The 23942-nt window shown below is 54.8% G+C and carries 22 protein-coding genes; 15 read left to right on the forward strand and 7 right to left on the reverse strand.

Annotation, left to right across the window (positions count from 1 at the left end):
• The first annotated feature begins 4 nt into the window (after positions 1–4).
• Positions 5–964, forward strand: a complete 960-nt coding sequence (locus ACMGGP_RS00250) for a DMT family transporter (RefSeq protein ID WP_033770841.1) — start codon at positions 5–7, stop codon at positions 962–964.
• Between the two features lie 924 nt (positions 965–1888).
• Here ACMGGP_RS00250 and ACMGGP_RS00255 read toward each other — a convergent pair.
• Complete coding sequence (locus ACMGGP_RS00255) at positions 1889–2284, reverse strand: transposase (protein ID WP_003855733.1); 396 nt, start codon at positions 2282–2284, stop codon at positions 1889–1891.
• A 525-nt stretch (positions 2285–2809) separates the two neighbouring features.
• On the opposite strand from ACMGGP_RS00255, the gene ACMGGP_RS00260 reads away from it, so the two are divergent.
• Entirely contained in the window at positions 2810–4066 is a 1257-nt protein-coding gene (locus tag ACMGGP_RS00260) for an oligosaccharide flippase family protein (RefSeq protein ID WP_010252170.1), read from the forward strand.
• Between the two features lie 8 nt (positions 4067–4074).
• Positions 4075–5025, forward strand: coding sequence for an ATP-grasp fold amidoligase family protein (locus tag ACMGGP_RS00265; RefSeq protein WP_010252168.1), 951 nt, complete (start codon positions 4075–4077; stop codon positions 5023–5025).
• Between the two features lie 54 nt (positions 5026–5079).
• Here the strand turns inward: ACMGGP_RS00265 and ACMGGP_RS00270 are convergent, their stop codons facing one another.
• Positions 5080–5361, reverse strand: a complete 282-nt coding sequence (locus ACMGGP_RS00270; RefSeq protein ID WP_010252166.1) for a YjcB family protein — start codon at positions 5359–5361, stop codon at positions 5080–5082.
• A gap of 254 nt (positions 5362–5615) precedes the next feature.
• Positions 5616–6041, reverse strand: coding sequence for a superoxide response transcriptional regulator SoxS (soxS, locus tag ACMGGP_RS00275; protein WP_010252163.1), 426 nt, complete (start codon positions 6039–6041; stop codon positions 5616–5618).
• 100 nt (positions 6042–6141) lie between these two features.
• On the opposite strand from soxS, the gene soxR reads away from it, so the two are divergent.
• From soxR to ACMGGP_RS00295, 4 genes are all read left to right on the forward strand, one after another.
• Positions 6142–6627: a redox-sensitive transcriptional activator SoxR gene (gene soxR / locus ACMGGP_RS00280; protein WP_010252161.1), complete on the forward strand. Its 486-nt coding sequence runs from the start codon at positions 6142–6144 to the stop codon at positions 6625–6627.
• A 36-nt stretch (positions 6628–6663) separates the two neighbouring features.
• Positions 6664–7332, forward strand: a complete 669-nt coding sequence (locus ACMGGP_RS00285) for a glutathione S-transferase family protein (protein WP_498798027.1) — start codon at positions 6664–6666, stop codon at positions 7330–7332.
• A gap of 358 nt (positions 7333–7690) precedes the next feature.
• Positions 7691–9040: an NCS2 family permease gene (locus tag ACMGGP_RS00290; RefSeq protein WP_022625223.1), complete on the forward strand. Its 1350-nt coding sequence runs from the start codon at positions 7691–7693 to the stop codon at positions 9038–9040.
• 145 nt (positions 9041–9185) lie between these two features.
• Entirely contained in the window at positions 9186–10835 is a 1650-nt protein-coding gene (locus ACMGGP_RS00295; protein ID WP_010252155.1) for a Na+/H+ antiporter, read from the forward strand.
• Between the two features lie 44 nt (positions 10836–10879).
• Here ACMGGP_RS00295 and ACMGGP_RS00300 read toward each other — a convergent pair whose 3' ends face one another.
• A complete protein-coding gene (locus tag ACMGGP_RS00300; protein WP_010252153.1) occupies positions 10880–11782 on the reverse strand; it encodes a LysR family transcriptional regulator in 903 nt (300 codons plus the stop codon).
• Between the two features lie 103 nt (positions 11783–11885).
• Here ACMGGP_RS00300 and ACMGGP_RS00305 point away from each other — a divergent pair, with 103 nt between their 5' ends.
• The 3 genes from ACMGGP_RS00305 (at position 11886) to ACMGGP_RS00315 (ending at position 13681) form a co-directional block, all read left to right on the forward strand.
• Positions 11886–12311, forward strand: a complete 426-nt coding sequence (locus ACMGGP_RS00305) for a CidA/LrgA family protein (RefSeq protein ID WP_061901852.1) — start codon at positions 11886–11888, stop codon at positions 12309–12311.
• A complete protein-coding gene (locus tag ACMGGP_RS00310) occupies positions 12304–12999 on the forward strand; it encodes an LrgB family protein (RefSeq protein WP_010252149.1) in 696 nt (231 codons plus the stop codon). The genes ACMGGP_RS00305 and ACMGGP_RS00310 overlap by 8 nt, the downstream gene beginning before the upstream one ends.
• Positions 13000–13135: 136 nt before the next feature.
• The gene (locus ACMGGP_RS00315; protein WP_010252147.1) at positions 13136–13681 is read left to right on the forward strand and encodes a YfaZ family outer membrane protein; all 546 of its coding nucleotides are present in this window, start codon (positions 13136–13138) and stop codon (positions 13679–13681) included.
• Between the two features lie 82 nt (positions 13682–13763).
• Here the strand turns inward: ACMGGP_RS00315 and ACMGGP_RS00320 are convergent, their stop codons facing one another.
• The 3 genes from ACMGGP_RS00320 to acs form a co-directional block, all read right to left on the reverse strand.
• Positions 13764–15419, reverse strand: coding sequence for a cation acetate symporter (locus tag ACMGGP_RS00320; protein WP_033769450.1), 1656 nt, complete (start codon positions 15417–15419; stop codon positions 13764–13766).
• Positions 15416–15745, reverse strand: coding sequence for a DUF485 domain-containing protein (locus tag ACMGGP_RS00325; RefSeq protein WP_089414663.1), 330 nt, complete (start codon positions 15743–15745; stop codon positions 15416–15418). Before ACMGGP_RS00325 ends, ACMGGP_RS00320 begins: the two co-directional genes overlap by 4 nt.
• Before the next feature lie 140 nt (positions 15746–15885).
• On the reverse strand, positions 15886–17841 hold the full coding sequence (acs, locus tag ACMGGP_RS00330; RefSeq protein WP_010252142.1) for an acetate--CoA ligase: 1956 nt from the start codon (positions 17839–17841) through the stop codon (positions 15886–15888).
• Between the two features lie 583 nt (positions 17842–18424).
• Between acs and gltP the strand changes: the two genes are divergently transcribed.
• The 5 genes from gltP (at position 18425) to murP (ending at position 23910) form a co-directional block, all read left to right on the forward strand.
• Positions 18425–19726 (forward strand): glutamate/aspartate:proton symporter GltP, encoded by a 1302-nt coding sequence (gene gltP / locus ACMGGP_RS00335; RefSeq protein ID WP_010252141.1) that lies wholly within the window; start codon positions 18425–18427, stop codon positions 19724–19726.
• Between the two features lie 217 nt (positions 19727–19943).
• A complete protein-coding gene (locus ACMGGP_RS00340) occupies positions 19944–20219 on the forward strand; it encodes a type II toxin-antitoxin system RelE family toxin (RefSeq protein ID WP_010252139.1) in 276 nt (91 codons plus the stop codon).
• 148 nt (positions 20220–20367) lie between these two features.
• Entirely contained in the window at positions 20368–20742 is a 375-nt protein-coding gene (locus ACMGGP_RS00345) for a helix-turn-helix domain-containing protein (protein ID WP_022625226.1), read from the forward strand.
• An 802-nt stretch (positions 20743–21544) separates the two neighbouring features.
• Positions 21545–22456: an N-acetylmuramic acid 6-phosphate etherase gene (gene murQ / locus ACMGGP_RS00350; protein ID WP_010252133.1), complete on the forward strand. Its 912-nt coding sequence runs from the start codon at positions 21545–21547 to the stop codon at positions 22454–22456.
• Entirely contained in the window at positions 22456–23910 is a 1455-nt protein-coding gene (murP, locus tag ACMGGP_RS00355) for a PTS N-acetylmuramic acid transporter subunit IIBC (protein WP_045140864.1), read from the forward strand. The genes murQ and murP overlap by 1 nt, the downstream gene beginning before the upstream one ends.
• Positions 23911–23942: the final 32 nt, after the last annotated feature.

Here is a 23942-nt window from a genome sequence, read left to right on the forward strand (position 1 = left end):
AATTATGTTTGCTGGTGTCATGTTTGCCGTCACCGCCGGACTGCTGTGGGGGCTGATCTTTGTCGGGCCGCTGCTGGTGCCTGACTATCCTGGCGCGCTGCAATCGGCGGGACGTTATGTGGCGTTTGGGCTGATTGCGCTGCCGCTGGCCTGGCACGGTCGTCATCGCCTGCGCAAGCTGGCCCGGGCTGACTGGCGTGAGGCGGTAAAGCTCTCGCTGGTGGGAAACCTCTTCTACTATGCGTTTCTGGCGAACGCCATTCAGCGCACTGGCGGACCGGTCTCCACCATGATTATCGGCACGCTGCCGGTGGTGATCGCTGTGACGGCCAATCTCTGTTACGGCCATCTTGAAGGACGCCTGCCGTGGCGGCGGCTGTTTCCGGCACTGGTCATGATGGCGGCCGGATTACTCTGCGTGAATGCGGCGGAGCTACAGAGTCAGGGCCACACCCTTGATCTCAGCCGTTATCTGACCGGTATCGCGCTGGCGCTGCTGGCTGTGGTCTGCTGGACCTGGTATCCGCTGCGCAATGCCCGCTGGCTGCGTACACATCCCGAACTGCGGCCCTCGACCTGGGCAACAGCGCAGGGAGTCGTGACGCTGCCGATGGCGCTAATCATGTACGCGCTGGTCAGCGCGCAGCTCGCCTGGCAACAGCCGGCTTTTTCGCTGCCGTTTGGGCCGCGTCCTGCGGTGTTTATCTCCCTGATGCTGGCGATTGGTCTGCTCTGTTCCTGGCTCGGGACCTTATGCTGGAACGCTGCCAGCCAGCGTCTTCCCACCGTACTGATGGGGCCACTGATTGTTTTTGAGATCCTTTTCGGCCTGTTGTGGACTTTTCTCTGGTATCAAAGCTGGCCACCCCTGCTCACCGTGACGGGGATTATTTGTCTGATGGCTGGTGTCCTGTGGGCAATGCGCATCAAACCGCAGCCTCTCGTCGTCGCGATTAAAGAGTAAACCGCGAAGATCGCCAAAAGACCTCTGCCGCGCGGATAACACGCCGCGCGGCTTTTTAAGATTAAACCCTACCCCGATTTGCCCGCTCTGCGACAGATTTGTGCCGCGAAATCGATTTCATGCCTCTGCGTAATCGTGCCTTTACCCCCGAAAGCCTCTCTCATCCCCTGTTTGTCAGTGAAAAAACGGGACTGATGGTCTCCTGAACATAGCCATGTTCAGCGCTGGCTGCGGGTAACTGTTCAGATATCGGTCGTTAATCAGGAAAAATAGCGCAGCATTATGGACGTTATGCTTTTATCAGCGGCTTTTTATTGCGGTATGGTCCTGAGAAAGGGAGGCAGAAAACCACTATTAACTTCACTCAGTGATGAATGAGTAAGAAAACTCCGCCGCTGCGTTAATAATTAAAGATTAATCTCTGGCATCAATGATGCGCAATGAAGAGAGCGAAAAGATAGACACATAACGTTAGTGATAAGGAGCAATAAACTATTTATCCTGGATTAATCCTGGAGAAAGTATATGCCATTAACCCATTCCCCGGAATTAAACGCAGCCGCAAAAATTTGAGTCAGGTCCAGCATTAACTCAAATGTACGGTGATTATTTTTTGCGCGATGTTTAAATTGGCTTAATGATATTGAGACGATTTAGTTCCGACGATTAGCTGGGCTTACGTAAGAAAGGGAGGGCCCAATCCCGCGTAAACGAGATTGGGAAGGGAAGAGTAGCCGTAGAATGCGAGACGTTTGCTGTTGTGAATCAATTTTACCGCAAAAAAAGAAGCTTAGCCGTGAAGCCATTCATTAGTTATAAATGGAGCGGAAAAGGGTGCCGCAATTGTCCTGTTAAATGATCTTCATCTCTTCTGGTAAGAACAAATCTCAGCGTTAAGTCTAAAAAGCGCGGTAGCATTGGGGCTTAGCGGTTCTCCGTGCCTGACGGATAATGGTATACGCTGCGACTGATATCTAATAAGCGGCAGCTGCGACGGGTGCCAATGTCAAAGGTGGCCTGCAGGAAATCCACAGCCTGACGTTTTTCATTAGTGGTAAAGAAGTGCTTCAGAACACTCTGCAGCATCTCTTTGTCCGAGTTGAGCGTCTGCAGTTCACGCGTGATGTTCTGCAGTTTTTCTTCCAGCTCTTTGATTTTTCTGCCTTCTTCCGAAGACAACCCAGAAAACTTCTTCTTCCAGCTGTAGAACGTGGCTTCAGAGATGCCTAACTCTTCACAAATCTCTCTGACTTTCACGCCCGATTCAGAAGCTTTAATGGCATTTGTGATTTGATCTTCGCTGTATCGTGACTTTCTCATAAATGCTCTTACCTTTCTTATCGATTAATGGATGAGAATGACTTTAATAATTTCTGGCACTGTAAGATTCTATTAAGGCAGTATTAAAGTGCGCGAATTGAATTGCGAAGCCTAAATTAAGATATTTAGAATAAATATCATCATGGGATAAATCTTATTTTATTCTTATCCGGTGGGCGTGCCTTCCTGGAGGGGGATTTTTGTTATAAATTCATCGCATCCAAAATACGAAAAAATTCTACGTACATTGGATATTTAGCCTGACCGACTTGATTAATATGGCGAGAAGGGCTCTTAAAGGTTGTTTTATTTTCAGCCTGAAATCGTTTCCATCTGAAGTGATTCGCGCCATTTATAATAAGAATTATCCTGAATTAACACTCCGGATCATGATTTACATCTCAATTTTCGGACCAGCTTGGTCTGAAGTCTTACATTTTCGCCAGGCCCACTGAGCGCTTATTAATTCGTTACAGGGATGTTGTACCGAAGCGGTTGTAGTTGAGTAATACTAAGGAAGAGTCGATGAAATTGAGCGTAATGTCTAATGCCGCCTGGATGATGTCTGAGAAGATCATCTCCGTTTTTGGCGTCATTTTTGTGACGTCTTACGTGGCGAAATCCTTTGGCCCAACGGTGTTTGGCCAGATGGCGTTTTCTACTTCACTATTTGCGATGGTGCAAACCGTTGCAATCTTTGGCACCGAAACCATTCTGTTTAAACGCGTCAGCAAAAATGCGTCAAAAGGCCTGCGCCTGATGACCATCGCCCGCACGATGAGAATGGTGCTGTTGCTGGTCACTTCGGTGCCAGTCTTAATCTGGGTCTGGTACAACATGCAGGAAAATTTCCTGGCGTTTGCACTGGCCTCATTTGTTGCCTCGGTTTTTGTCACCCAGGACACCTTCAGCGTTTATAACAACGCGCGTCTTGCCTCGCGTCTTAACACCATCGCCAACGCCGTGGGCATGCTGCTGAGTTTCGGCATCAGCTTCACCGTCGCCTGGCTGCGTCTTAATCCGCTCTGGCTGACGCTGTCGATTGTCGCAGTGACACTGGTGCCTTACCTGATTAAGCGTCACAACTTCTATCAGGACCATCAGGATCAGATGCCACCGCGCGAAAAGCGCACGGCCTATCTGCGTTATCTGATGTATGCCGGTCTGCCGCTGGCGATCTCCAGCATCTTTATCTCTGTGCAGGTAAAAGCGGCGCAGATGTTCCTGGCAGGCACGGCACCCGCGCGTGACCTCGGGCTGTTTGCGGCGGCGAATACCATTTCCGCCTCATGGATTTTTATCCCGGTGGCGCTCATCACCTCCTGCTTCACTGAAATCTTCAGGGAGCGCGGCGAGGTCGCCATTAAGCTGGCTGCGCGGCTCAATGGCTATGTTATGGCGGTTTCATTGCTGATGCTGCTGATCATTTCGCTTTATGGCGAGCGGATCATCATTGCGTTGTACGGCCCGGAATTCACACAGTCAGGAAGTCTCATTACGTTGCTGTCGATAGCGACCAGCTTTTCGGCAATGGGGACCGTAGCGTATCGCTACATGGTCAAAGAGGGAGGATTTAACTACTTGCTGAGGAAAATCATCTGCCTGATGGTCATCAGTTTGCCGCTCTCCTGGTGGTTGATCCAGGGTCACGGCATCATGGGGGCCGCGTGGAGCGTTTTCCTTTCAGAACTTTTGTCCCTGACCGTAATGAATTACTTCTTTAAAAACGGCGTCATTCAAAAGATTCAGGTTTCCTCACTCAACTACAAAACATACAAATGAGGTCAGATATGCTCAAGTTGAAAGAAGAACTCAGAAGAAGTGTGCAGTATTTTATTAAGAAGATGCCCTGGGCTTATCAGGACCGCATCTACTACTTCCATAAGTTCAGAAAGCTGCCCAATCTGCGTCAGCCAAAAGTGTTCAACGAGAAGGTGTTGTACCGTAAGTTTATCTTCGGCGATTACCAGAGCTATGGTCGTCTGTCAGATAAGTACTCGGTGCGCGAATTCATTGCTGAAAAAATCGGTAATGAATACCTGATCCCGCTGGTACACGAAACGACTGACCCGACCACGCTGAACAGCTTACCCTGCTGGAAGGGGACGGTGATCAAGCCGAACCACGCCTCCAACATGGTAGAGATTCTGCTGGAGGAGCCGGACGCACTGCGCAAGCAGCAGATCATTCATGACTGCTATCGCTGGCTGAAGACCGACTTCGCCAACGAAGCGCGTGAGATTCACTATCGCTACATCAAGCCACGTATCCTGGTTGAGAAGTACATTGGTGATGGCAAAAGCGCGCCGATTGATTACAAGTTTCATATGTTCAACAAGCGTGATGGCAAGTTCGAATATGTGCTGCAGGTGATCTACAACCGCTGCCAGCCGCTGCTGTCGATGAATTTCTACGTGAATAACCTCAATGAGGCCTATCACAAGATTCGCGATACCGGTCTGGATGTCTCACCGATTATGCCGTCACTGGAACATGCGCTCGAACTGAGCAAGAAGCTGGCCAGTGATTTCGACTACGTGCGTGTGGACTGGTATATCCATGACGAGCGCATCTACTTTGGCGAACTGACCTTCACCCCAGGTGCAGGACTGGTCACCGGATTAGATCGTGGTTTAAATCAGATGATGGGAGATATGTGGATTCAGGACCGCCGCGGAACGCAGAGCCCGGGCGTTACAGTGCAGGATGTTAATATCCCTGCCATGTTGAAGAAAATTTAAGCACACACAGCAATATAAAAAACCCCGCTAAGCGGGGTTTTTTATGCGCAAAAATCAGGGCATCGGCCAGTCAGCAGGCGCCTGGCTCATCACATCGATAAAGGCATGCTTTGAGATTTCCAGAAAGTTATGCACGTTATCCATGCTTAGGGTAATGCCCATCAGACCGGTAACAAACCAGCAGGTCATGCCTAAACCAATCCCGCCACACATAAATGCCATCACGTGACGGCTATCCTGACGAAGTTTGGTTTTCAGGGTGCTGGCAAAAAACATCATGATTGCGCTCAGCAATTCCCAACGCATAACAAGTAAACTGGCGGTTAACGTAGCCATCGGCCGGACCTCAATATCAGTAAGTATTCCTGACAATCTGCGGACATCACCGGCGGCGGAAAAGTGTGTCAGGGGGTGCTTTTTCGCCGTCAACCCAGGTTCAAAGTGTGACTTGGGTCACATTATATCACCCGATTTTAAATTTTGAACAAAATTTGACTCTGGTATGGTAGCGGCGTGAGGGAATAGTGAGCAGTAGAAGAAGAATGGCGGGGAAATCAGTCAGATGCGCCCGGGCGGGCGCATCTGAGGGGTCAACGAACCGGACAGCACTCGCCGGTCGTGCGCTGGGTGAAGCTACTGATACCGTCATTGCAGCCAAAACTCAGCAGGCGAGGGCGCTGAATCGCCTGGCGGCGCATGGTATGGCGGTAAGCGGTAGGCGTCTGTGAAAACTGACGACGAAACACGCGGGAGAAGGTCTGCTGCGAGTCATAGCCATACTGCATCGCAATATCAAAAACCGGCCGCTGTGTCTGTGACAGCGCTTCCGCTGCCAGCGTCAGACGGCGCTCGCGAATATAGCCACCCAGCGTCTGTTTCGTTACCGAACGGAACATACGCTGCAGATGCCATTTCGAATAGCCCGATTTTGCGGCAACCTCATCGATCGACAGGCTCTTATCCAGGTTCTGGTCAATCCAGTGCGTCAGGGAATGAATGATCTCTTCTTGCATCATGGTCTCATCCTTCTGGTGCTTAATAAGCGGTAATGGGAGTTTAGTGGTTTTGATGGAGAGCGAGTATAATTCCTCAAGTTAACTTGAGGTAAAGAGCCTGATGAAAAAAGAACGCAACTATCCGAAACCGGTCTTAACACCGGGTGAAGTGGCGCGCCGCAGCGGTGTGGCGGTTTCGGCGCTGCACTTTTATGAGACAAAAGGACTTATTTTCAGCACCCGCAACAGCGGCAATCAGCGGCGATATAGCCGTGACGTGCTGCGACGCGTCGCGATTATCAAGATTGCGCAGCGTATCGGCATTCCGCTGGCAACGGTCAGTGACAGCCTGGATCACATTCCGCCTGACAAGCGCATGTCGACACCGGAGTGGGATGCGCTGACGCAGCACTGGCGCGAAGAGCTGGATAAGCGCATTGAAACCCTGACCCGCCTGCGTAATGACCTGGATGGCTGTATCGGCTGCGGCTGTTTGTCGATGCGCGACTGCCCGCTGCGCAATCCCGGCGACCGGCTGGGTCAGCAGGGCTCGGGTGCGGTGCTGCTTGACCCGGAACAGGATGATAAACATCCGGATGTGGAGTGACGTCTATACTTGGTGAAGGTCAAAACACAGGGAATCATGATGATCACCGTTCACCATCTTGAGAAATCGCGCTCGCATCGGGTGCTGTGGCTGCTGGAAGAGCTGGAAGTGCCGTACCAGATTAAACGCTATCAACGCGAACCGACCATGCTGGCCCCGGAGGCGCTGAAAAAAGTGCATCCACTGGGAAAATCACCGGTGATTACCGACGGGAACCAGGTAGTGGCAGAGTCAGGTGCCATTCTCGAATACCTTGAAGAGAAATATGATCACGAGTTCCGGCTCAAAGTGAGTGATGAGGCGTCGCGGCTGCAGTGCCGCTACTGGCTGCACTATGCCGAAGGCTCGCTGATGCCGCTGCTGGTGATGAAGCTGATCTTCGGTCAGATGGGTAAAGCACCGGTGCCGTGGCTGCTGCGCCCGGTCGGGGCGGCATTCGGTAAAGGCGTGCAGAAGGCGTTTCTGGATAAACAGCTTAAGCCACACATGCAGATGATCGAACAGCATCTGGCTGCAAATCCCTGGTTCGCCGGTCAGCGCTTCAGTATCGCTGATATCCAGATGAGCTTTCCGCTGCTGGCGCTTGCGCGACGTGCCGGACTGGAGCAGATGCCCGCCAGCCAGAAATGGCTGCAGACTGTGCAACAGCGTGCCGCCTGGCAGCGCGCGATCGATCAGGGCGGCGAGCTTTCGCTGCCAGGTTAATTCCCCTCTTCCACTGGCGGGTCGTGTCTCATCACGGCTGCGCCGGTGCGCATCCCCCTAAAAATCGCGTTAACTTCAGGGCGTCAGCGTTTGACGTCGGCCTGGGCCACGTGGCTGCTGGCGACTTAAGCCTGATCTTTATGCTGAAGAATCTCCCTCTGACAGTTGAAAATGTGCCGCTAAACGCCGGATAATCGCATGCCTTTTTATCTGGCCGCTTCTGGCGGCCAACTATCTGCGGCAAGGTAAACGTTTGCCTGCCGGGTAAAACCCGACAGTGACGCCGTCTACCCGCTTATTCCAGGGACAGCGATGGTCGCAGAGCGATCCACACAACAAAAATTTTTGAGGCTCAACTATGTCAACTGAATCACGCCCGGCCAGTGGAAAACTGGACGCCTGGTTCTCGATCTCGGCGCGCGGCAGCAGCGTGCGCCAGGAAATTCTGGCCGGACTTACCACCTTCCTGGCGATGGTCTACTCCGTTATCGTGGTGCCAGGAATGCTGGGCAAGGCCGGTTTTCCCCCTACTGCCGTGTTTGTCGCCACCTGCCTGGTTGCCAGCTTTGGTTCCATCATTATGGGACTGTGGGCCAATCTGCCGATGGCGATTGGCTGTGCAATCTCCTTAACCGCCTTTACCGCTTTCAGCCTCGTGCTGGGCCAGCACATCAGCGTGCCGGTTGCGCTGGGCGCGGTGTTCCTGATGGGCCTGCTGTTTACCCTGATCTCAGTGACCGGCATTCGAGCCTGGATCCTGCGTAACCTGCCGATGGGCGTGGCGCACGGCACCGGCGTCGGAATTGGCCTGTTTTTGCTGCTGATTGCGGCTGACGGTGTAGGCCTGGTAGTGAAAAACCCGGCACCGGGCCTGCCGGTGGCGCTGGGCCACTTCACCACTTTTCCGGTAATGATGACGCTGTTGGGACTGGCAGCAATTATTGGACTGGAGAAGCGCAGGATGCCCGGCGGTATACTCATGACAATTATCGCCATTTCGCTGCTGGGGCTGATCTTCGATCCGGCGGTGAGCTACAAAGGATTGTTTGCGCTGCCGAGCCTGCGTGATGCCAGCGGTGAGTCGCTGCTGTTCAGCCTCGACATTATGGGCGCGATGCAGCCGGTCGTGCTGCCAAGCGTGCTGGCACTGGTGATGACGGCGGTCTTTGACGCGACCGGCACCATTCGCGCGGTCGCGGGTCAGGCAAATCTGCTGGATAAACAGGGCCAGATTATCAATGGTGGTCGTGCGCTGACTAGCGACTCCGTCAGCAGCCTGTTCGCGGGTCTGGTGGGCGCGTCACCGGCTGCGGTTTATATCGAATCGGCGGCAGGAACGGCGGCGGGGGGTAAAACCGGTCTTACCGCGATTGTGGTCGGCCTGCTGTTCCTTGCCATTCTGTTTATGTCACCGCTGGCGTATCTGGTGCCGGCTTACGCCACCGCCCCCGCGCTGATGTATGTGGGTCTGCTGATGCTGAGCAACGTGGCGAAAGTCGACTTCAATGATTTTGTCGATGCGATGTCGGGCCTGTTAACGGCGGTGATTATCGTGCTCACCTGTAACATCGTAACCGGTATTATGATCGGCTTCGCCAGCCTGGTCGTGGGGCGTCTCTTCGCGGGGGAATGGCGCAAGCTCAACGTCGGCACCGTCATTATTGCTATCGCGCTGGTGGCGTTTTACGCCGGTGGCTGGGCGATCTGACTGTACAACCGGGCGTGCGGCTGCACGTCCGGAATTCTTCACTATTTTCCCGCCCGGCGCACGCGTAGCTGACAATCTTCACCGCAGTTTGTTTTACACTTTAGCGCTTAACCAATGATTGAAAGAAACGACGCCTAAGGAAAGCATGGAAATCTTTTTTACAATTCTCATCATGACGCTGGTCGTGTCGCTCTCTGGCGTCGCGGCTCGTATCCTCCCTTTTCAGATCCCGTTGCCGCTGGTTCAGATCGCCGTGGGTGCGATGCTGGCCTGGCCAACTTTTGGTCTGCATGTCGACTTTGACCCGGAGCTGTTTCTGGTGCTCTTTATTCCGCCGCTGCTGTTCGCGGATGGCTGGAAGACGCCGATCAGTGAGTTCCTGCATCATGGTCGCGAGATAATTGGCTTAGCACTGGCGCTGGTCCTGATTACCGTGATCGGCATCGGCTATCTGATCTACTGGCTGGTACCTGGTATCCCGCTGATCCCTGCCTTTGCGCTGGCGGCGGTGCTGTCACCGACCGATGCCGTGGCGCTCTCAGGCATTGTCGGTGAAGGCCGTATTCCCAAGAAGATTATGTCGATCGTGCAGGGCGAAGCCCTGATGAATGACGCATCGGGCCTGGTATCGCTGAAATTTGCCGTGGCAGTCGCCATGGGCACCATGGTGTTTACCTGGGGCGGTGCCAGCGTTGAGTTCCTGAAAGTGGCGGTGGGTGGTCTGATTGCGGGTGTCGCGATCTGCTGGCTCTACGGTAAGTCACTGCGCCTGCTCAGCCGCTGGAGCGGTGACGATCCGGCTACCCAGACCGTGCTGCTGCTGCTGCTGCCGTTCGCTTCTTACCTGATTGCTGAACATCTGGGTGTCTCAGGCATCCTGGCGGCCGTGGCGGCCGGTATGACCATCACCCGTTCCGGTATTATTCGTCAGGCACCGCTGGCGATGCGCCTGCGTGCCAACAGCGTCTGGCAGATGCTGGAGTTCGTCTTTAACGGCATGGTCTTCCTGATGCTGGGCCTGCAGTTGCCGGATATTCTGCAGACCTCTGTCGATCAGGCGCAGGCCGATCCGAACGTCGAGCTCTGGATGCTGTTTGCCGATATCGGGCTGGTCTATGCCGCGCTGATGATCGTGCGTTTTGGCTGGCTGTGGATTATGCAGCGCTTCAGCAAACGCCTGCTGAAAAAGAAGCCGCTGGAGTTCTCCAACTACTCGTTGCGTGAACTGCTGATCGCCTCCTTTGCGGGTGTGCGCGGCGCGATTACCCTGGCCGGTGTCCTGTCGATTCCGCTGTTCCTGACCAACGGCGAGCCTTTCCCGGCGCGTTATGAACTGGTCTTTATCGCCACCGGCGTGATTCTCTTCTCGCTGTTGGTAGGGGTAGTGATTCTGCCGATTCTGCTGCGCGGCATTGATACTATTGATAAAGGCGCACACCGTCGCGAGTTGCAGAATGCGCGTGCGGTAATGGCAGGCGCAGCCATTGAGAGCCTGCACAAGATGGAAGAGCGGCTGGAGAATGAGTCGGAAGAGAACATCGATCCGGAGCTGCTTAAAGAGGTGAGTCTGCGGGTGATTGGCAACTTACGTCGTCGCGCTGAAGGGAAGAATGACCTTGAACACGCGCTGTTCGCCGAGAACCTGGAGCGTCGCTTCCGCCTGACCGGACTGCGTGCCGAACGTGCTGAGGTCTATCATCTGCGCGCCACCCAGCAAATCTCCAATGAGACGATGCAGAAGTTACTGCACGACCTGGATCTGCTGGAAGCGCTGCTGATCGAAAAAGAGGAGTAAGTCCTGACTGGCACGCCTGCGCGTTAATGCGGCGTGCCAGCCTTTCACACCGACAGGCGCGGCGGCTCATCCGGCCAATGCTCGCGACAACAGGCTATCCACGCCTGCGCACTGCGCGACAGATAACTCCCTTCCCGCCAGATCAATCCCAGACTCCACTTCAGCTCCGATTCCAGCGGCAGCCACAGCAGCGACTGCTTATCCAGCCGCTGACAGATCGGCTCCGGCAGAATCGCCAGCCCCATCTCCGCCTGCACCATCGCCGCCAGAAAATCCCACTGTCCGCTGCGAACCGCCACCGTTGGCGTCAGGTTGAGCCGCTGAAACGCCTGCATCAGCTGACGATTCAGCGAGAACTCCTCATTAAAAATCAGCAGTGGATGCTCTGCCAGTTCTGCCAGTCCAATCTGCTGGCGGCTGAGCCACTCCGGGCGACGCGGCAGCAGTACGCAGAGCGGATGATGCATCAGGGGCAGGGTGTTCAGCGGCAGCTCGGCATCGACCGGTAGCGCGGTCAGGGCGATATCCAGACTGCCCGCCAGCACCGCCTGTTGGACGGTCAGACCGCCGAACTCAGAGATTTTCAGCTTCACACCGGGATAGCGGCGGCGAAACGCGGAAATCGAACCGGCGATCTGCATACCGACCATCGGCGGAATACCCAGTCGCAGCTCACCGGTTTTGAGCTGGTTAATGTCACCAATCTCCGCTTCCAGCTGATGAAACTCCTGCAGGATCGCCAGGCCGCGCTGATAGACCGCCTGGCCGCTGTCGGTGAGGTGCAGACGACGACCATCGCGCAGGATCAGCGTGCAGCCCAGCTCCTCCTCCAGCTGGCGCAGCATTTTGCTGATGGTCGGTTGCGTCACAAACAGCTTCTGCGCCGCACGGGTAAAGCTCTGCTGGCGTACCACTTCAGTAAAGTAACGCAGGGCGCGGACATCCATAATTATTCCTTTCAGGCATGATTTCGATAATTTTAATTCATTTTTTTCACCTTCTGTTGACGATTTATACTGGTGACATCAATTTAATCGGGGAGACAAGGTGATGGCGTTAGCGCTCACTTTACGCAGCAACCGCGCAGTGCAATGGCTCAGCCTGCCGCTCCAGCTGGGTTTCTATATCGTCCTGTTTATCGCCTGCGACCGGCTGGTGAGCTGGCTGCATCTGCCGCTGCCCGCCAATATCGTCGGGATGCTGCTGCTGCTGGCGTTAATCGTGACGCGGATTGTGCCGCTGAACTGGGTGAAAGCCGGATCACGCTGGCTGCTGGCCGAGATGCTGCTGTTCTTTATTCCGGCGGTGGTGGCGGTGGTGAACTATGGCGATCTGCTGCGGGTTGATGGCTGGCGCATCTGTGTGGTGATCGGTGTCAGTACGCTGCTGGTGCTGGCCTCGACTGCCTGGGTGGTGGACCGGCTTTATCAGTATGAAGTCGCGCGTGCCGCGCGTAAGCAGGATCCGCATGCGTGATTTTCTGCTCAGCCTGCTGTGTGTAGCCGTTACGCTGCTGGTTTATGCGCTGAATAAACGGCTTTATCGCCGCTGGCGGACGCTGCTGCTGATGCCACTGGTGATGACGCCGCTGGTGCTGGTGGCATTGCTGCTGCTGACGCATATCAGCTGGCAGGATTACATCGCCGAAAACCACTGGCTGCTCTGGCTGCTGGGGCCAGCGACGCTGGCGTTTGCGGTGCCGGTCTATGAGAATGTGGAGATTATTAAGCGCCACTGGCTGTCGCTGAGCGCGGGCGTAGTGACCGCGACGCTGGTCGCCGTCTGCAGTTCCGTCTGGCTGGCGCGGCTGTTAACCCTGCCGGAGTCGATTCAGCGCAGCCTGGCCGTGCGCTCTATCACCACGCCGTTTGCGCTGGCTGCGGCGGGTCCGATTGGCGGGCAGCCCGATCTGGTAGCGCTGTTTGTGGTGATTACAGGCGTGTTTGGCATGGCAATCGGCGACGTGCTGTTTCTGCGGCTCGCCATTAAGCAGGGCGTGGCGAAAGGCGCGGGATTCGGTGCGGCGTCACACGGTGCCGGCACGGCACGCGCCTATCAGATTGGCGAGCAGGAGGGCGTGGTCGCCAGCCTGGTGATGATGCTCTCTGGCGTGGTGACCGTGGTGCTGGCCCCGCTGATTGGGCACCTGATGTGGACAATATAGGCTACACTCCGTCGCACAGACGCTGGTCTGCGCTGAGACACGTATTTTTACGTAAAGTTTTCCAGATTTTGTTGTCTCCCCATTTCAGGCTGTTAACCTTGCGGCCGAATTAATTGTCCTTTCACGGAGTGGAATCATGTTTAAGCAACTTGTTGCCGGGAGCGCCCTCGGGCTGGTTTTAATGAGCGGTGCTGCTCAGGCGATTGAAGGCAGTGTTGATGTCAGCGAACACAACACCAACCTGAATGTGGGTCTGGGCACCACAACACCCGGTCTGTTTCTGAAAGGTAACTGGCTGCGTAGCGACCATGACGGCAGCACCTACGGTGCCGGTCTGGGTTACAACGTTGATTTCGGGCCGCTGCGTCTGGCGCCGACCGCAAAAGCGATCTTCACCCATCCTGAAGATGGAAAAGATGGATTTGCGGTGGCGCTGGGTGGTGCAGCACACTACAGCTTCAACAGCATGTGGGGCCTGTATGGCGAATATTATTACGCGCCAGAGTCTTTCACCGATCAGCTCGACAGCTATCAGGAAGCCGGTGGCGGCCTGAGCTTCACGCCGGTTTCACTGCTTAACCTGCGTGTAGGTTATCAGTACATCGAACTGAACAACAAAGATGGACGCAAAGATAACGTGCTGGTCGATGGCCCGTACGTGGGTGCATCGCTGCGCTTCTGATTCTGCTGCGCAAAAGAAGAGGGCGACTACTTCGGTAGCCGCCCTTTTTTATTGCCTGCTCGTTATGAACGAAAAGCCACGATCAGTGCGCTTTGCCCTGTTCGATGCCGGTGCCGGTCTGCGAGCGGATAAACTGTGCACGGAAGCGTGAACGTTCTTCTGCGCCCTGCTGCGAATGGTCGGTAATCGAGAAGAGCCAGATGCCCACAAAAGCCACCGCCATGGAGAACAGCGCCGGATACTCATAGGGGAAAATCGCCTTCGCGTTGCCCAGCACCTGTACCCACACCGTCGGGCCGAGGATCATCAGGATAACGGCGGTCAGCAGACCGAGCCAGCCGCCCACCATCGCGCCGCGCGTCGTGAGTTTTGACCAGTACATCGACAGCAGGATGATCGGGAAGTTACAGCTGGCCGCAATCGAGAAGGCCAGCCCGACCATAAAGGCGATGTTCTGTTTCTCAAACAGAATACCCAGCGCAATCGCCACCACGCCCAGCGCCAGCACGGTAATTTTTGAAACCCGCAGCTCATCTCTCTCGCTCGCCTGACCTTTACGATACACGCTGGCGTAGAGGTCGTGAGACACCGCCGACGCACCTGCCAGGGTTAAGCCTGCGACAACGGCCAAAATCGTGGCGAAGGCAACCGCAGAGATAAAGCCCAGGAAGGTGCTGCCGCCCACGGCGTTCGCCAGATGCACTGCCGCCATATTGGTGCCGCCAATCAGCGCGCCGCTGGCATCTTTAAAGGCCGGATTAGCGCCCACCAGCAGGATGGCACCGAAGCCGATAATAAAGGTCAGGAAGTAGAAGTAACCCATAAAGCCGGTGGCCCAGAAGACGCTTTTACGTGCCTCTTTAGCATCCGCTACGGTAAAGAAGCGCATCAGGATATGCGGCAATCCGGCCGTACCAAACATCAGCCCCAGCCCCAGCGACAGCGCGGAGATAGGATCTTTGACCAGTCCGCCAGGCTGCATAATCGCGATGCCTTTTGGATGGACCGCCATCGCTTCGGTGAACAGCGTATTAAAACTGAAACCGGTCGCCTTCATTACCATGACCGCCATGAAGGTGGCACCAAACAGCAGCAGCACGGCTTTGATGATCTGCACCCAGGTGGTGGCCAGCATGCCGCCAAACAGCACATACATCACCATCAGAATGCCGACCAGGACTACCGCAACATGGTAGTTAAGGCCAAACAGCAGCTGGATCAGTTTACCGGCCCCGACCATCTGCGCGATCAGGTAGAGCGCCACGACCACCAGCGAGCCGCAGGCTGACAGGGTGCGGATCGGCATCTGCTTCAGACGATATGAGGCGACATCGGCAAACGTGTAGCGACCCAGGTTACGCAGTCGCTCAGCGATTAAAAACAGAATCATCGGCCAGCCGACCAGGAAGCCGAGCGAGTAGATCAGCCCGTCATAACCGGAGGTGTAAACCAGCGCCGAAATGCCCAGGAACGAGGCGGCCGACATGAAGTCACCCGCCATCGCCAGGCCATTCTGGAAGCCAGTGATATTGCCGCCCGCGGTGTAGTAGTCATTACGTGATCGGGTGCGCTTTGAGGCCCAGTAAGTAATTCCCAGCGTGGCCCCGACGAAAATCGTAAACATGATAATCGCCTGGTAGTTGGTCGCCTGGCGCTGCACGGCACCGGTTATCGCATCGGCAGCCAGCGCTGAAAACGGCAGCATTAAGGCCAGCAGCCATAAGGTGAGACGAGTCATGATTTCACCTCGCTGAGGATCGCTTTCGTTAAACGGTCAAACTCACCGTTGGCACGCCAGACATAGACGCCGGTCAGCACAAACGACATCACAATCAGCCCGACCCCAATCGGGATACCGCGCGTGACGTTGGTGCCGGCATGCAGCGGCGTACCGAGCCAGCCGGGGGCAAACGCGATCAGCAGGATAAAGCCGACATAGAGCACCAGCATGATCAGCGACAGCAGCATCGCGAACGCCTGGCGCTTACGGACTAATTCATGAAAAAGGGGATTACGCTCAATCTGTTGATTGATGGCATCCTGATTCGAAAGGGCGTCATTCATCACATTTTCTCCAGAGGGCTTGCAGGCGAGAACCTCGCGACAGGGCGCGGATTCAGCTGGTTATAATATTTGTGACTACCGAAACAGACTGCGTAGGGCGGGTGTGGCGGGAAGCGATCTTCCCGCCGGACAGCGTGCGCTTAAGGCATCTTGATCGACTGTTTCTCCTCAAGCAGTTTTTCTACTACGCCAGGATCGGCGAGCGTAGAAGTATCACCAAGATTACTGGTATCCCCGGTGGCAATTTTGCGCAGAATACGCCGCATGATTTTGCCGGAGCGGGTTTTCGGCAGTGAGTCGGTCCAGTGCAGTACATCCGGTGTGGCTATCGGGCCAATCTCTTTACGGACCCACTGGCGCACTTCGGTGTACAACTCCGGCGACGGCTCTTCGCCATGATTCAGCGTGATATAGGCATAAATCGCCTGGCCTTTGATGCTGTGCGGAATCCCCACTACCGCCGCTTCGGCAATTTTAGGGTGCGAGACCAGCGCCGATTCAATTTCGGCGGTGCCGAGTCGGTGACCGGAAACATTGAGTACGTCATCGACGCGTCCGGTGATCCAGTAGTAGCCATCTTCATCACGACGGGCACCATCACCACTGAAGTAGACATTTTTAAAGGTAGAGAAGTAGGTCTGCTCGAAACGGTCGTGATCGCCATAGAGGGTACGTGCCTGACCCGGCCACGACTCGGTGATCACCAGATTGCCTTCACAGGCGCCTTCCTGTGGCTGACCTTCGTTATCCACCAGCGCGGGCTGCACGCCAAAGAACGGTCGGGTGGCGGAACCCGCTTTCAGCTCGGTCGCACCCGGCAGCGGCGTGATCATGAAGCCGCCGGTTTCGGTCTGCCACCAGGTATCAACAATCGGGCAGCGGCTGTTGCCGATTTTCTTGTAGTACCACTCCCAGGCTTCCGGGTTAATTGGCTCACCGACCGATCCCATAATGCGCAGGCTGCTGCGGTCGGTGCCGGCAATCGCCTTATCACCTTCCGCCATCAGCGCACGGATGGCAGTGGGCGCGGTGTAGAGCAGCGTGACTTTATGTTTATCGACCACTTCCGCCATACGGCTCGGCGTTGGCCAGTTCGGCACCCCTTCAAACATCAGTGTGGTGGCGCCACAGGCCAGCGGGCCATAAACCAGATAGCTGTGGCCCGTCACCCAGCCAACATCGGCGGTGCACCAGTAGATATCATCCTGATGATAATCAAAGACGAACTTAAAGGTGGTCGCGGCATAGACCAGATACCCGCCGGTGGAGTGCAACACGCCTTTGGGTTTGCCGGTTGAACCGGAGGTATAAAGGATAAACAGCGGATCTTCTGCGCCGACTTCTGCGGCAGCGTGGTTGGTGCTCGCGTTCAGCATCAGGTCGTGCCACCACTGATCGCGGCCTTCAACCCAGCCCACATCTTTACCGGTGCGCTGGAACACCACCACGTTTTTCACGCTGGTGACATTAGGATTTTTTAACGCGTCATCGACATTTTTCTTCAGCGGAATGCTGCGACCGGCGCGGATCCCTTCATCGGCCGTGATTACCAGCGAGGCGCTGGAATCGACGATGCGGCCCGCGACCGCCTCTGGTGAGAAACCGCCAAAGATCACCGAGTGAACGGCACCGATACGCGCACAGGCCAGCATCGCTACTGCGGCTTCCGGCACCATCGGCATATAGATCGCCACCACGTCGCCTTTTTTCACTTCCAGCAGTTCCAGCACGTTGGCGAAGCGACAGACTTCGGCATGCAGCTGGCGGAAAGTCAGGGTTTTGCTTTCGCTGGCGTCGTCGCCCTCCCAGATAATCGCCGGGTGATCGCCGCGCGTGGCTAAATGACGGTCAAGGCAGTTTGCCGCCAGGTTGAGCGTGCCATCTTCGTACCAGCGAATGTTAATGTTACCTGGTGCAAACGAGCAGTTTTTCACTTTGCTGTAAGGCTTGATCCAGTCAAGGATTTTGCCCTGTTCGCCCCAGAAACTGTCTGGATCGTCGACAGATTGCTGATACATCGCCTGATACTGTTCTGCAGTAATCAGGGTGTTTGCTGCAATATTCTCTGGAACGGGATGTTTGTGTATTTGGCTCATGGCGGATCTCCTTGAAGATGTTAATGATATGTCAATCAATGGTTAATTAAAGCCTGCGCCAAAGCTTTGTTTCTTTTTTGCGCCACAGATCACGTGATACACATCCCCCAAGAAGCGTTAAGCCATTCTGATCTATCAGGTTAACGCTCTGGCGGCGCTGGAGAAGTCAGGCATCGCTTTTACGCTTTCATCCTGAATAAAAAGCGAGCAAACGCGCCGGATCAGTTTTTAATCGTTTCTGCATAGCTATGCGTAAATTCATCGAAGTAATACTTTTCATAACAGCAGGTTAGGGTTTTTCAGCTCCAGCAGCACTTTATGCTGCTTAGATGGTGAACTTTTAATCGGATCCGCCAGGGGTTGCATTTACCACAGTGAAAATGGTACTTATCTCGCCCCTGTTCTGCAGGTATCAACTCAGACCGCGTCTGAAAATGGGTATGGGAATCATCAGATTTTCATACGAGGCGCTGTTTCAAGACACCCTCTAATTTACCGGGCTTTTTGCTCACTCCCTGTGTGTATTGTCTTCTGCACCTTCGCAGTAGAGAGAAACGGGTTTTGACTGAGGAAATTACACGTTATGAAAGGTTTTAAAATCAGCCTGGCCTGGCAGATTCTGACAGCCCTGGTGCTTGGCATCGTTGTGGGTGCTGTGTTGCATAATCAGCCAGACAATCGTGAATGGTTAGTCACCAACATTCTCAGCCCGGCAGGCGATATCTTTATTCATCTTATCAAGATGATTGTGGTACCGATTGTGATTTCATCCCTGATTGTCGGCATCGCTGGCGTGGGTGATGCAAAGAAGCTGGGACGCATCGGCGTCAAAACGATTCTCTACTTTGAAGTGATCACCACCATTGCCATTGTGGTCGGTATTACGCTGGCCAACGTATTTCAACCCGGCACCGGCATTGATATGTCAACGCTGGCAACGGTGGACATCTCTAAATATGAAGCGACAACGGCAGAGGTACAGGGCGGTCCGCACAGCCTGGTCACCACCATTCTGTCGCTGATCCCGCAGAATATTTTCGCCTCAATGGCGAAGGGCGACATGCTGCCGATTATCTTTTTCTCGGTGCTGTTTGGCTTAGGCCTGTCGTCACTGCCGTCAGAACAGCGCGATCCGCTGGTGAACCTGTTCCGTGGCATTTCTGAAGCGATGTTTAAAGTGACGCACATGATCATGCGCTATGCCCCGGTGGGTGTGTTTGCGCTGATTGCGGTGACGATTGCTAACTTCGGCTTTGCCTCGCTCTGGCCACTGGCTAAGCTGGTGCTGCTGGTTTATGCGGCGATTCTGTTCTTCGCCTTTGTGGTGCTGGGCGGAGTGGCGCGCTTCTGTAAGCTGCGGATTACCACGCTGATGCGTATCCTGAAGGATGAGCTGATTCTCTCTTACTCTACTTCCAGCTCGGAAACGGTGCTGCCGCGTATCATGGAGAAGATGGAAGCCTACGGCGCGCCGAAAGCGATCACCAGCTTCGTGGTGCCGACCGGTTATTCGTTTAATCTGGATGGTTCAACGCTTTATCAGAGTATCGCGGCGATCTTTATTGCGCAGCTGTATGGCATTGACCTGTCGCTGACCGACGAGATTGTGCTGGTAATAACGCTGATGGTGACCTCGAAAGGTATCGCTGGCGTGCCAGGCGTCTCCTTCGTGGTGCTGCTGGCCACGCTGGGCAGCGTCGGCATTCCTCTGGAAGGTCTGGCGTTTATCGCCGGTGTTGACCGCATCATGGATATGGCGCGTACCGCGCTGAACGTGGTTGGTAATGCGCTGGCGGTGCTGGTGATTGCCCGCTGGGAAAACCAGTTCGACGTCGAAAAGGCGAAAGAGTATGAGTTGGAGCTGCGGACACAGACCGCAAGCTGAACACGGCATTAACGTAAGAATGGGCTCAACGAAAGTTGGGCCTTTTTTTATGAGATTTTTCATGGCAGATATACAGGTTGACTGAAAATTAAAAGGTTATAATTTTATAACTAAAAACCATGTTTATACGACAGGGATATTGTGATTATGATTGATTATAGTTATATTCCGTTGCGGTGAGTTGACTGTGTTCTTTGACAACATGGAGTGTTGACGGATGCCAGAAATTAACTGGACGAAAAAGGCATTGAAACAGCTTTATGGGCTGCCTCAGAAAGAGGGCAACGCTATTGAAGATGCTGTAGAGGCGCTGGCTAAATGGCCGGATATTCCCCATCTGAAAGTCGAAAAGCTGACTGATGATAAACAGAAGCGAATGAAGCTGGTAGTAGGTCACTACCGCGTACTCTGGAAGATAGAGAAAGGTCAGCCAGTAGTGATAGATATACTTGAAGTCGTAAGAAGAACATCGACCACGTACAAAAAGCGCTAGCAGTGTGGCAGGAGCAATGTGCGTCATCAATAAGTTCTGTGCAGCCGGATTTAGCGTTCCGCAGCACAGGCAGACGATCAGACAGTTCCGCAGCACAGGCAGACGATCAGACAGTGTTGCCTGCCGTACCACTAAGGAGTGATTACCCATGAATGCTATACAGTTTCTGACGGACGAGCGCGGGAACCGCACTGGTGCTGTCATCCCTATAGAGCTGTTTAATAAGCTCATGGCTGAACGTCATTTAGATGATGTGTTTGAGTCTGTCCCGTATGAAGTGGGTCCAGACGATGATGAAACGATTCCTCACGATGTAATGAAAATCAGCCGACGGCAATCCGTTCCTTTGCATGTTGCCTGGCGTTTGCATCGTCACATGTCACAGGAAGAGGTGGCGAATAAACTGGGCATCACGCAGGCTGGCGTGTCGAAGTTAGAGTCGAGAAAGAAACCTCAAAAACAAACGCTTGAGAAGCTGGCTGCTTTATATGGCTGCAGAACGTCACAACTTTATATTGATTAAATGGATGCGCTTTTAACCTGCGATTGGTGGGTTTTAATTGTCTTTTGGATGAGTGACATAGGATGGGAGGCGAGGTCTTTGCAGGGAAAACAGTGCTCCGTTCAGTCGGATACCAGCAGTGACTGCGTAAAGTCGTCGAAAACCCATCCCTGGGGCCTCGGCCGCCGGTTCACTCACCTCATCCATGAGGCTCGCCCGCAAGCGGGCCAACGCTTTGCATTGTTCAAAAACGCTCCCGACGTTTTTGAACAATGCGGCGGACGCTTAACTCCGTCAATGCTGGTATCCGCCTTCTCATCCACCTCGGGTACAGATTGTCAGAAGGACAAAAACCAGGAAAGGACATCTTACTCCAGCAGGCCTTTTTCAACGTTTATGTCCGACTCAAGCCTCTTTTCAAACAGCAATAAAAAAGCCTGAGGGAAGAAAAGGTTCACCTGAAGAGTAAAGCGTCCCACGCCAGGGACAAAAACGCCGGGAGCGTTTTTGAACAACGCAGAGCGTTGGCCCGGCAACGGGCGCACCTCATGGATGAGGTGCGTAATCGCGTGGGCCGAGCGTCATGGATGACGAATGCGTCTTTACGATCAGGTGAACCTTTTCTGACCTGTACCGGTCTCCCAGCGATTCCACTCACATGCACCGCACCCAGGTCGTAATGCTTATACTCATCACTCAACCAATCTGATCCCCCGCAAGATGACTCACCCCACATCCATCGAAAAAAGATCTCACCCAATGAATTAATCATTCGTTATGATAGTTAGTAATTTGAATAATTTATTCCTTTGCGGAGCCCGCCATGAAACTCGACCTCAGCCAGATGATCACCGAAGGCCGCAACCCGGCCAGCCAGAATATTGACGAACTTTCCACCGAAGCGATGCTTCGCGTCATCAATGATGAAGATAAAAAGGTGGCGCTGGCGGTAGAGGCCATCGTGCCGCAGATTGCCGCCGCCGTTGACGCCATCTGCGCCGCATTCCAGGCCGGTGGACGACTGATCTATTGCGGCGCAGGCACCTCCGGTCGACTTGGCATACTGGATGCCAGCGAGTGCCCACCTACCTTTGGCACACCCCGCGAGCAGGTGATCGGCCTGATTGCAGGAGGCCATACCGCCATACTCCAGGCGGTAGAAAACGCGGAAGACAACCGGGAGCAGGGCGCGCAGGATCTGAAAGATATCCACTTCAGCCGCCACGATGTGCTGGTTGGCATCGCCGCCAGCGGTCGCACACCCTACGTACTGGGCGCGCTGGCATACGCGAACGAACTTGGCGCAACCACTGTATCGCTCACCTGTAATCCAGGCAGCGCCATGTCGCAGGTTGCCGCGATTGCGCTCACGCCGGTGGTCGGCCCCGAAGTGGTCACCGGGTCTTCCCGTATGAAAGCGGGCACGGCGCAAAAACTGGTACTCAACATGCTCACTACCGGGTCGATGATCCGCAGCGGAAAAGTGTACGGCAACCTGATGGTCGATGTGGAAGCCACCAATCAGAAACTGGTACAGCGTCAGGTTAACATCGTCATGCAGGCCACTGACTGTGATGAGGCGACGGCCAGCGCCGCGCTCACCGCCTGTGGCGGACACTGCAAAACCGCCATTCTGATGGTGCTGGCTGACCTGGCTGCCGATGAGGCGAAAGCGCTGCTCAGTCAGCATCAGGGCTTTATCCGTCAGGCTTTACAGGCAGCGGGAGCACGCTAATGGCCAGAATCACCGAGGCACTGTTGCGCGACATCCTGCAGGCGGTCGGTGGCGCGCAAAATATCGCGGCCTGTGGTCACTGCATGACGCGGCTCCGCCTGACGCTCAATCAGCCGGGAGAGAGTGATCTGGCACGGTTAAAAAGCCTGCCGGGTGTCTTAGGCGTTATCGACAGCGAGGCACAGTTGCAGATTGTGCTGGGGCCTGGCAAGGCGCAAACCGCCGCCGAGGGGATGCAGAACCTGCTGGCTCAGGGTGATACCGCGCTGGCACCGCAGGGCGAAACAGCGGAACTAAGCCTGCTGGCACAGCAGCAGAAGCAGCAGCTAAAGGCGAAACAGACCAGCGGGGTGCATCAGTTCCTGTCGCGCTTCGCCACCATCTTCACTCCGCTGATTCCGGGCTTTATCGGCGCGGGGCTGCTGCTGGGATTTGCCACGCTGATTGAACAGAGTCTCCACCTCAACGCACCCGGTGACCACTCGCCCTGGCTGCTGCATACCGTGGCGTACATGAAAGTCTTCGGTAAAGGGCTGTTCACCTTTCTCAGCATCCTGATTGGCTACAACGCGCAAAAAGCGTTTGGCGGCAGCGGCGTCAATGGCGCAATTATCGCCTCGCTGTTTGTGCTCGGCTATGTGGCCACGGCCACCACCGGCTACTACAGCGGCATGGAAAACTTCTTTGGCCTGACGATCGACCCGCGCGGCAACATTATTGGTGTGCTGATGGCGGCGATTATCGGGGCGTGGATTGAAAAACAGCTGCGCAAAATCATTCCCGACAATCTCGATATGATCCTCACCTCGCTGTTTACGCTGTTGATCACCGGCGCCATCACCTATCTGTTGATCATGCCGCTGGGCGGCGAACTGTTTAAAGGGATGTCGTGGCTGTTTATCCATCTCAATAACAATCCCTTTGGCTGTGCGCTGCTGGCCGGGCTGTTCCTGATCGCGGTGATGTTCGGCATCCATCAGGGCTTTATTCCGGTTTACTTTGCGCTGATGGAAACCCAGGGTTTTAACTCGCTCTTCCCGATTCTGGCGATGGCGGGAGCAGGCCAGGTCGGCGCATCACTGGCGTTGTGGTGCAAAGCAGAAAAAGGGGCGCTGCTGCGGGCGCAGATCAAAGGCGCTATCGTGCCGGGGCTGCTTGGCGTCGGTGAACCGCTGATCTACGGCGTCACTTTGCCGCGCCTCAAGCCCTTTATCACCGCCTGCGGCGGTGGTGCGCTGGGCGGGTTCTTTATCGGGCTGGTGGCGTGGCTGGGTTTGCCGGTCGGGATGAACACGGTATTCGGACCCTCAGGCCTGGTCACGCTGCCACTGATGACCTCCAGCCAGGGGATCTTCGCTGGCATGGCGGTCTATCTGGCCGGGCTGATGGTGGCCTGGATCGGCGGATTCCTGCTCACCTGGTGGTTTGGCACCCGTAATGTCGACCTCAGCTGACCCGCTGCCGGAATTCTCCAGTCCGGCTAACG

Origin of the sequence: Curtobacterium sp. BNK-1, assembly GCF_048685235.1 — a bacterium.
GTDB classification, from domain to species: Bacteria; Pseudomonadota; Gammaproteobacteria; order Enterobacterales; family Enterobacteriaceae; genus Pantoea; species Pantoea agglomerans.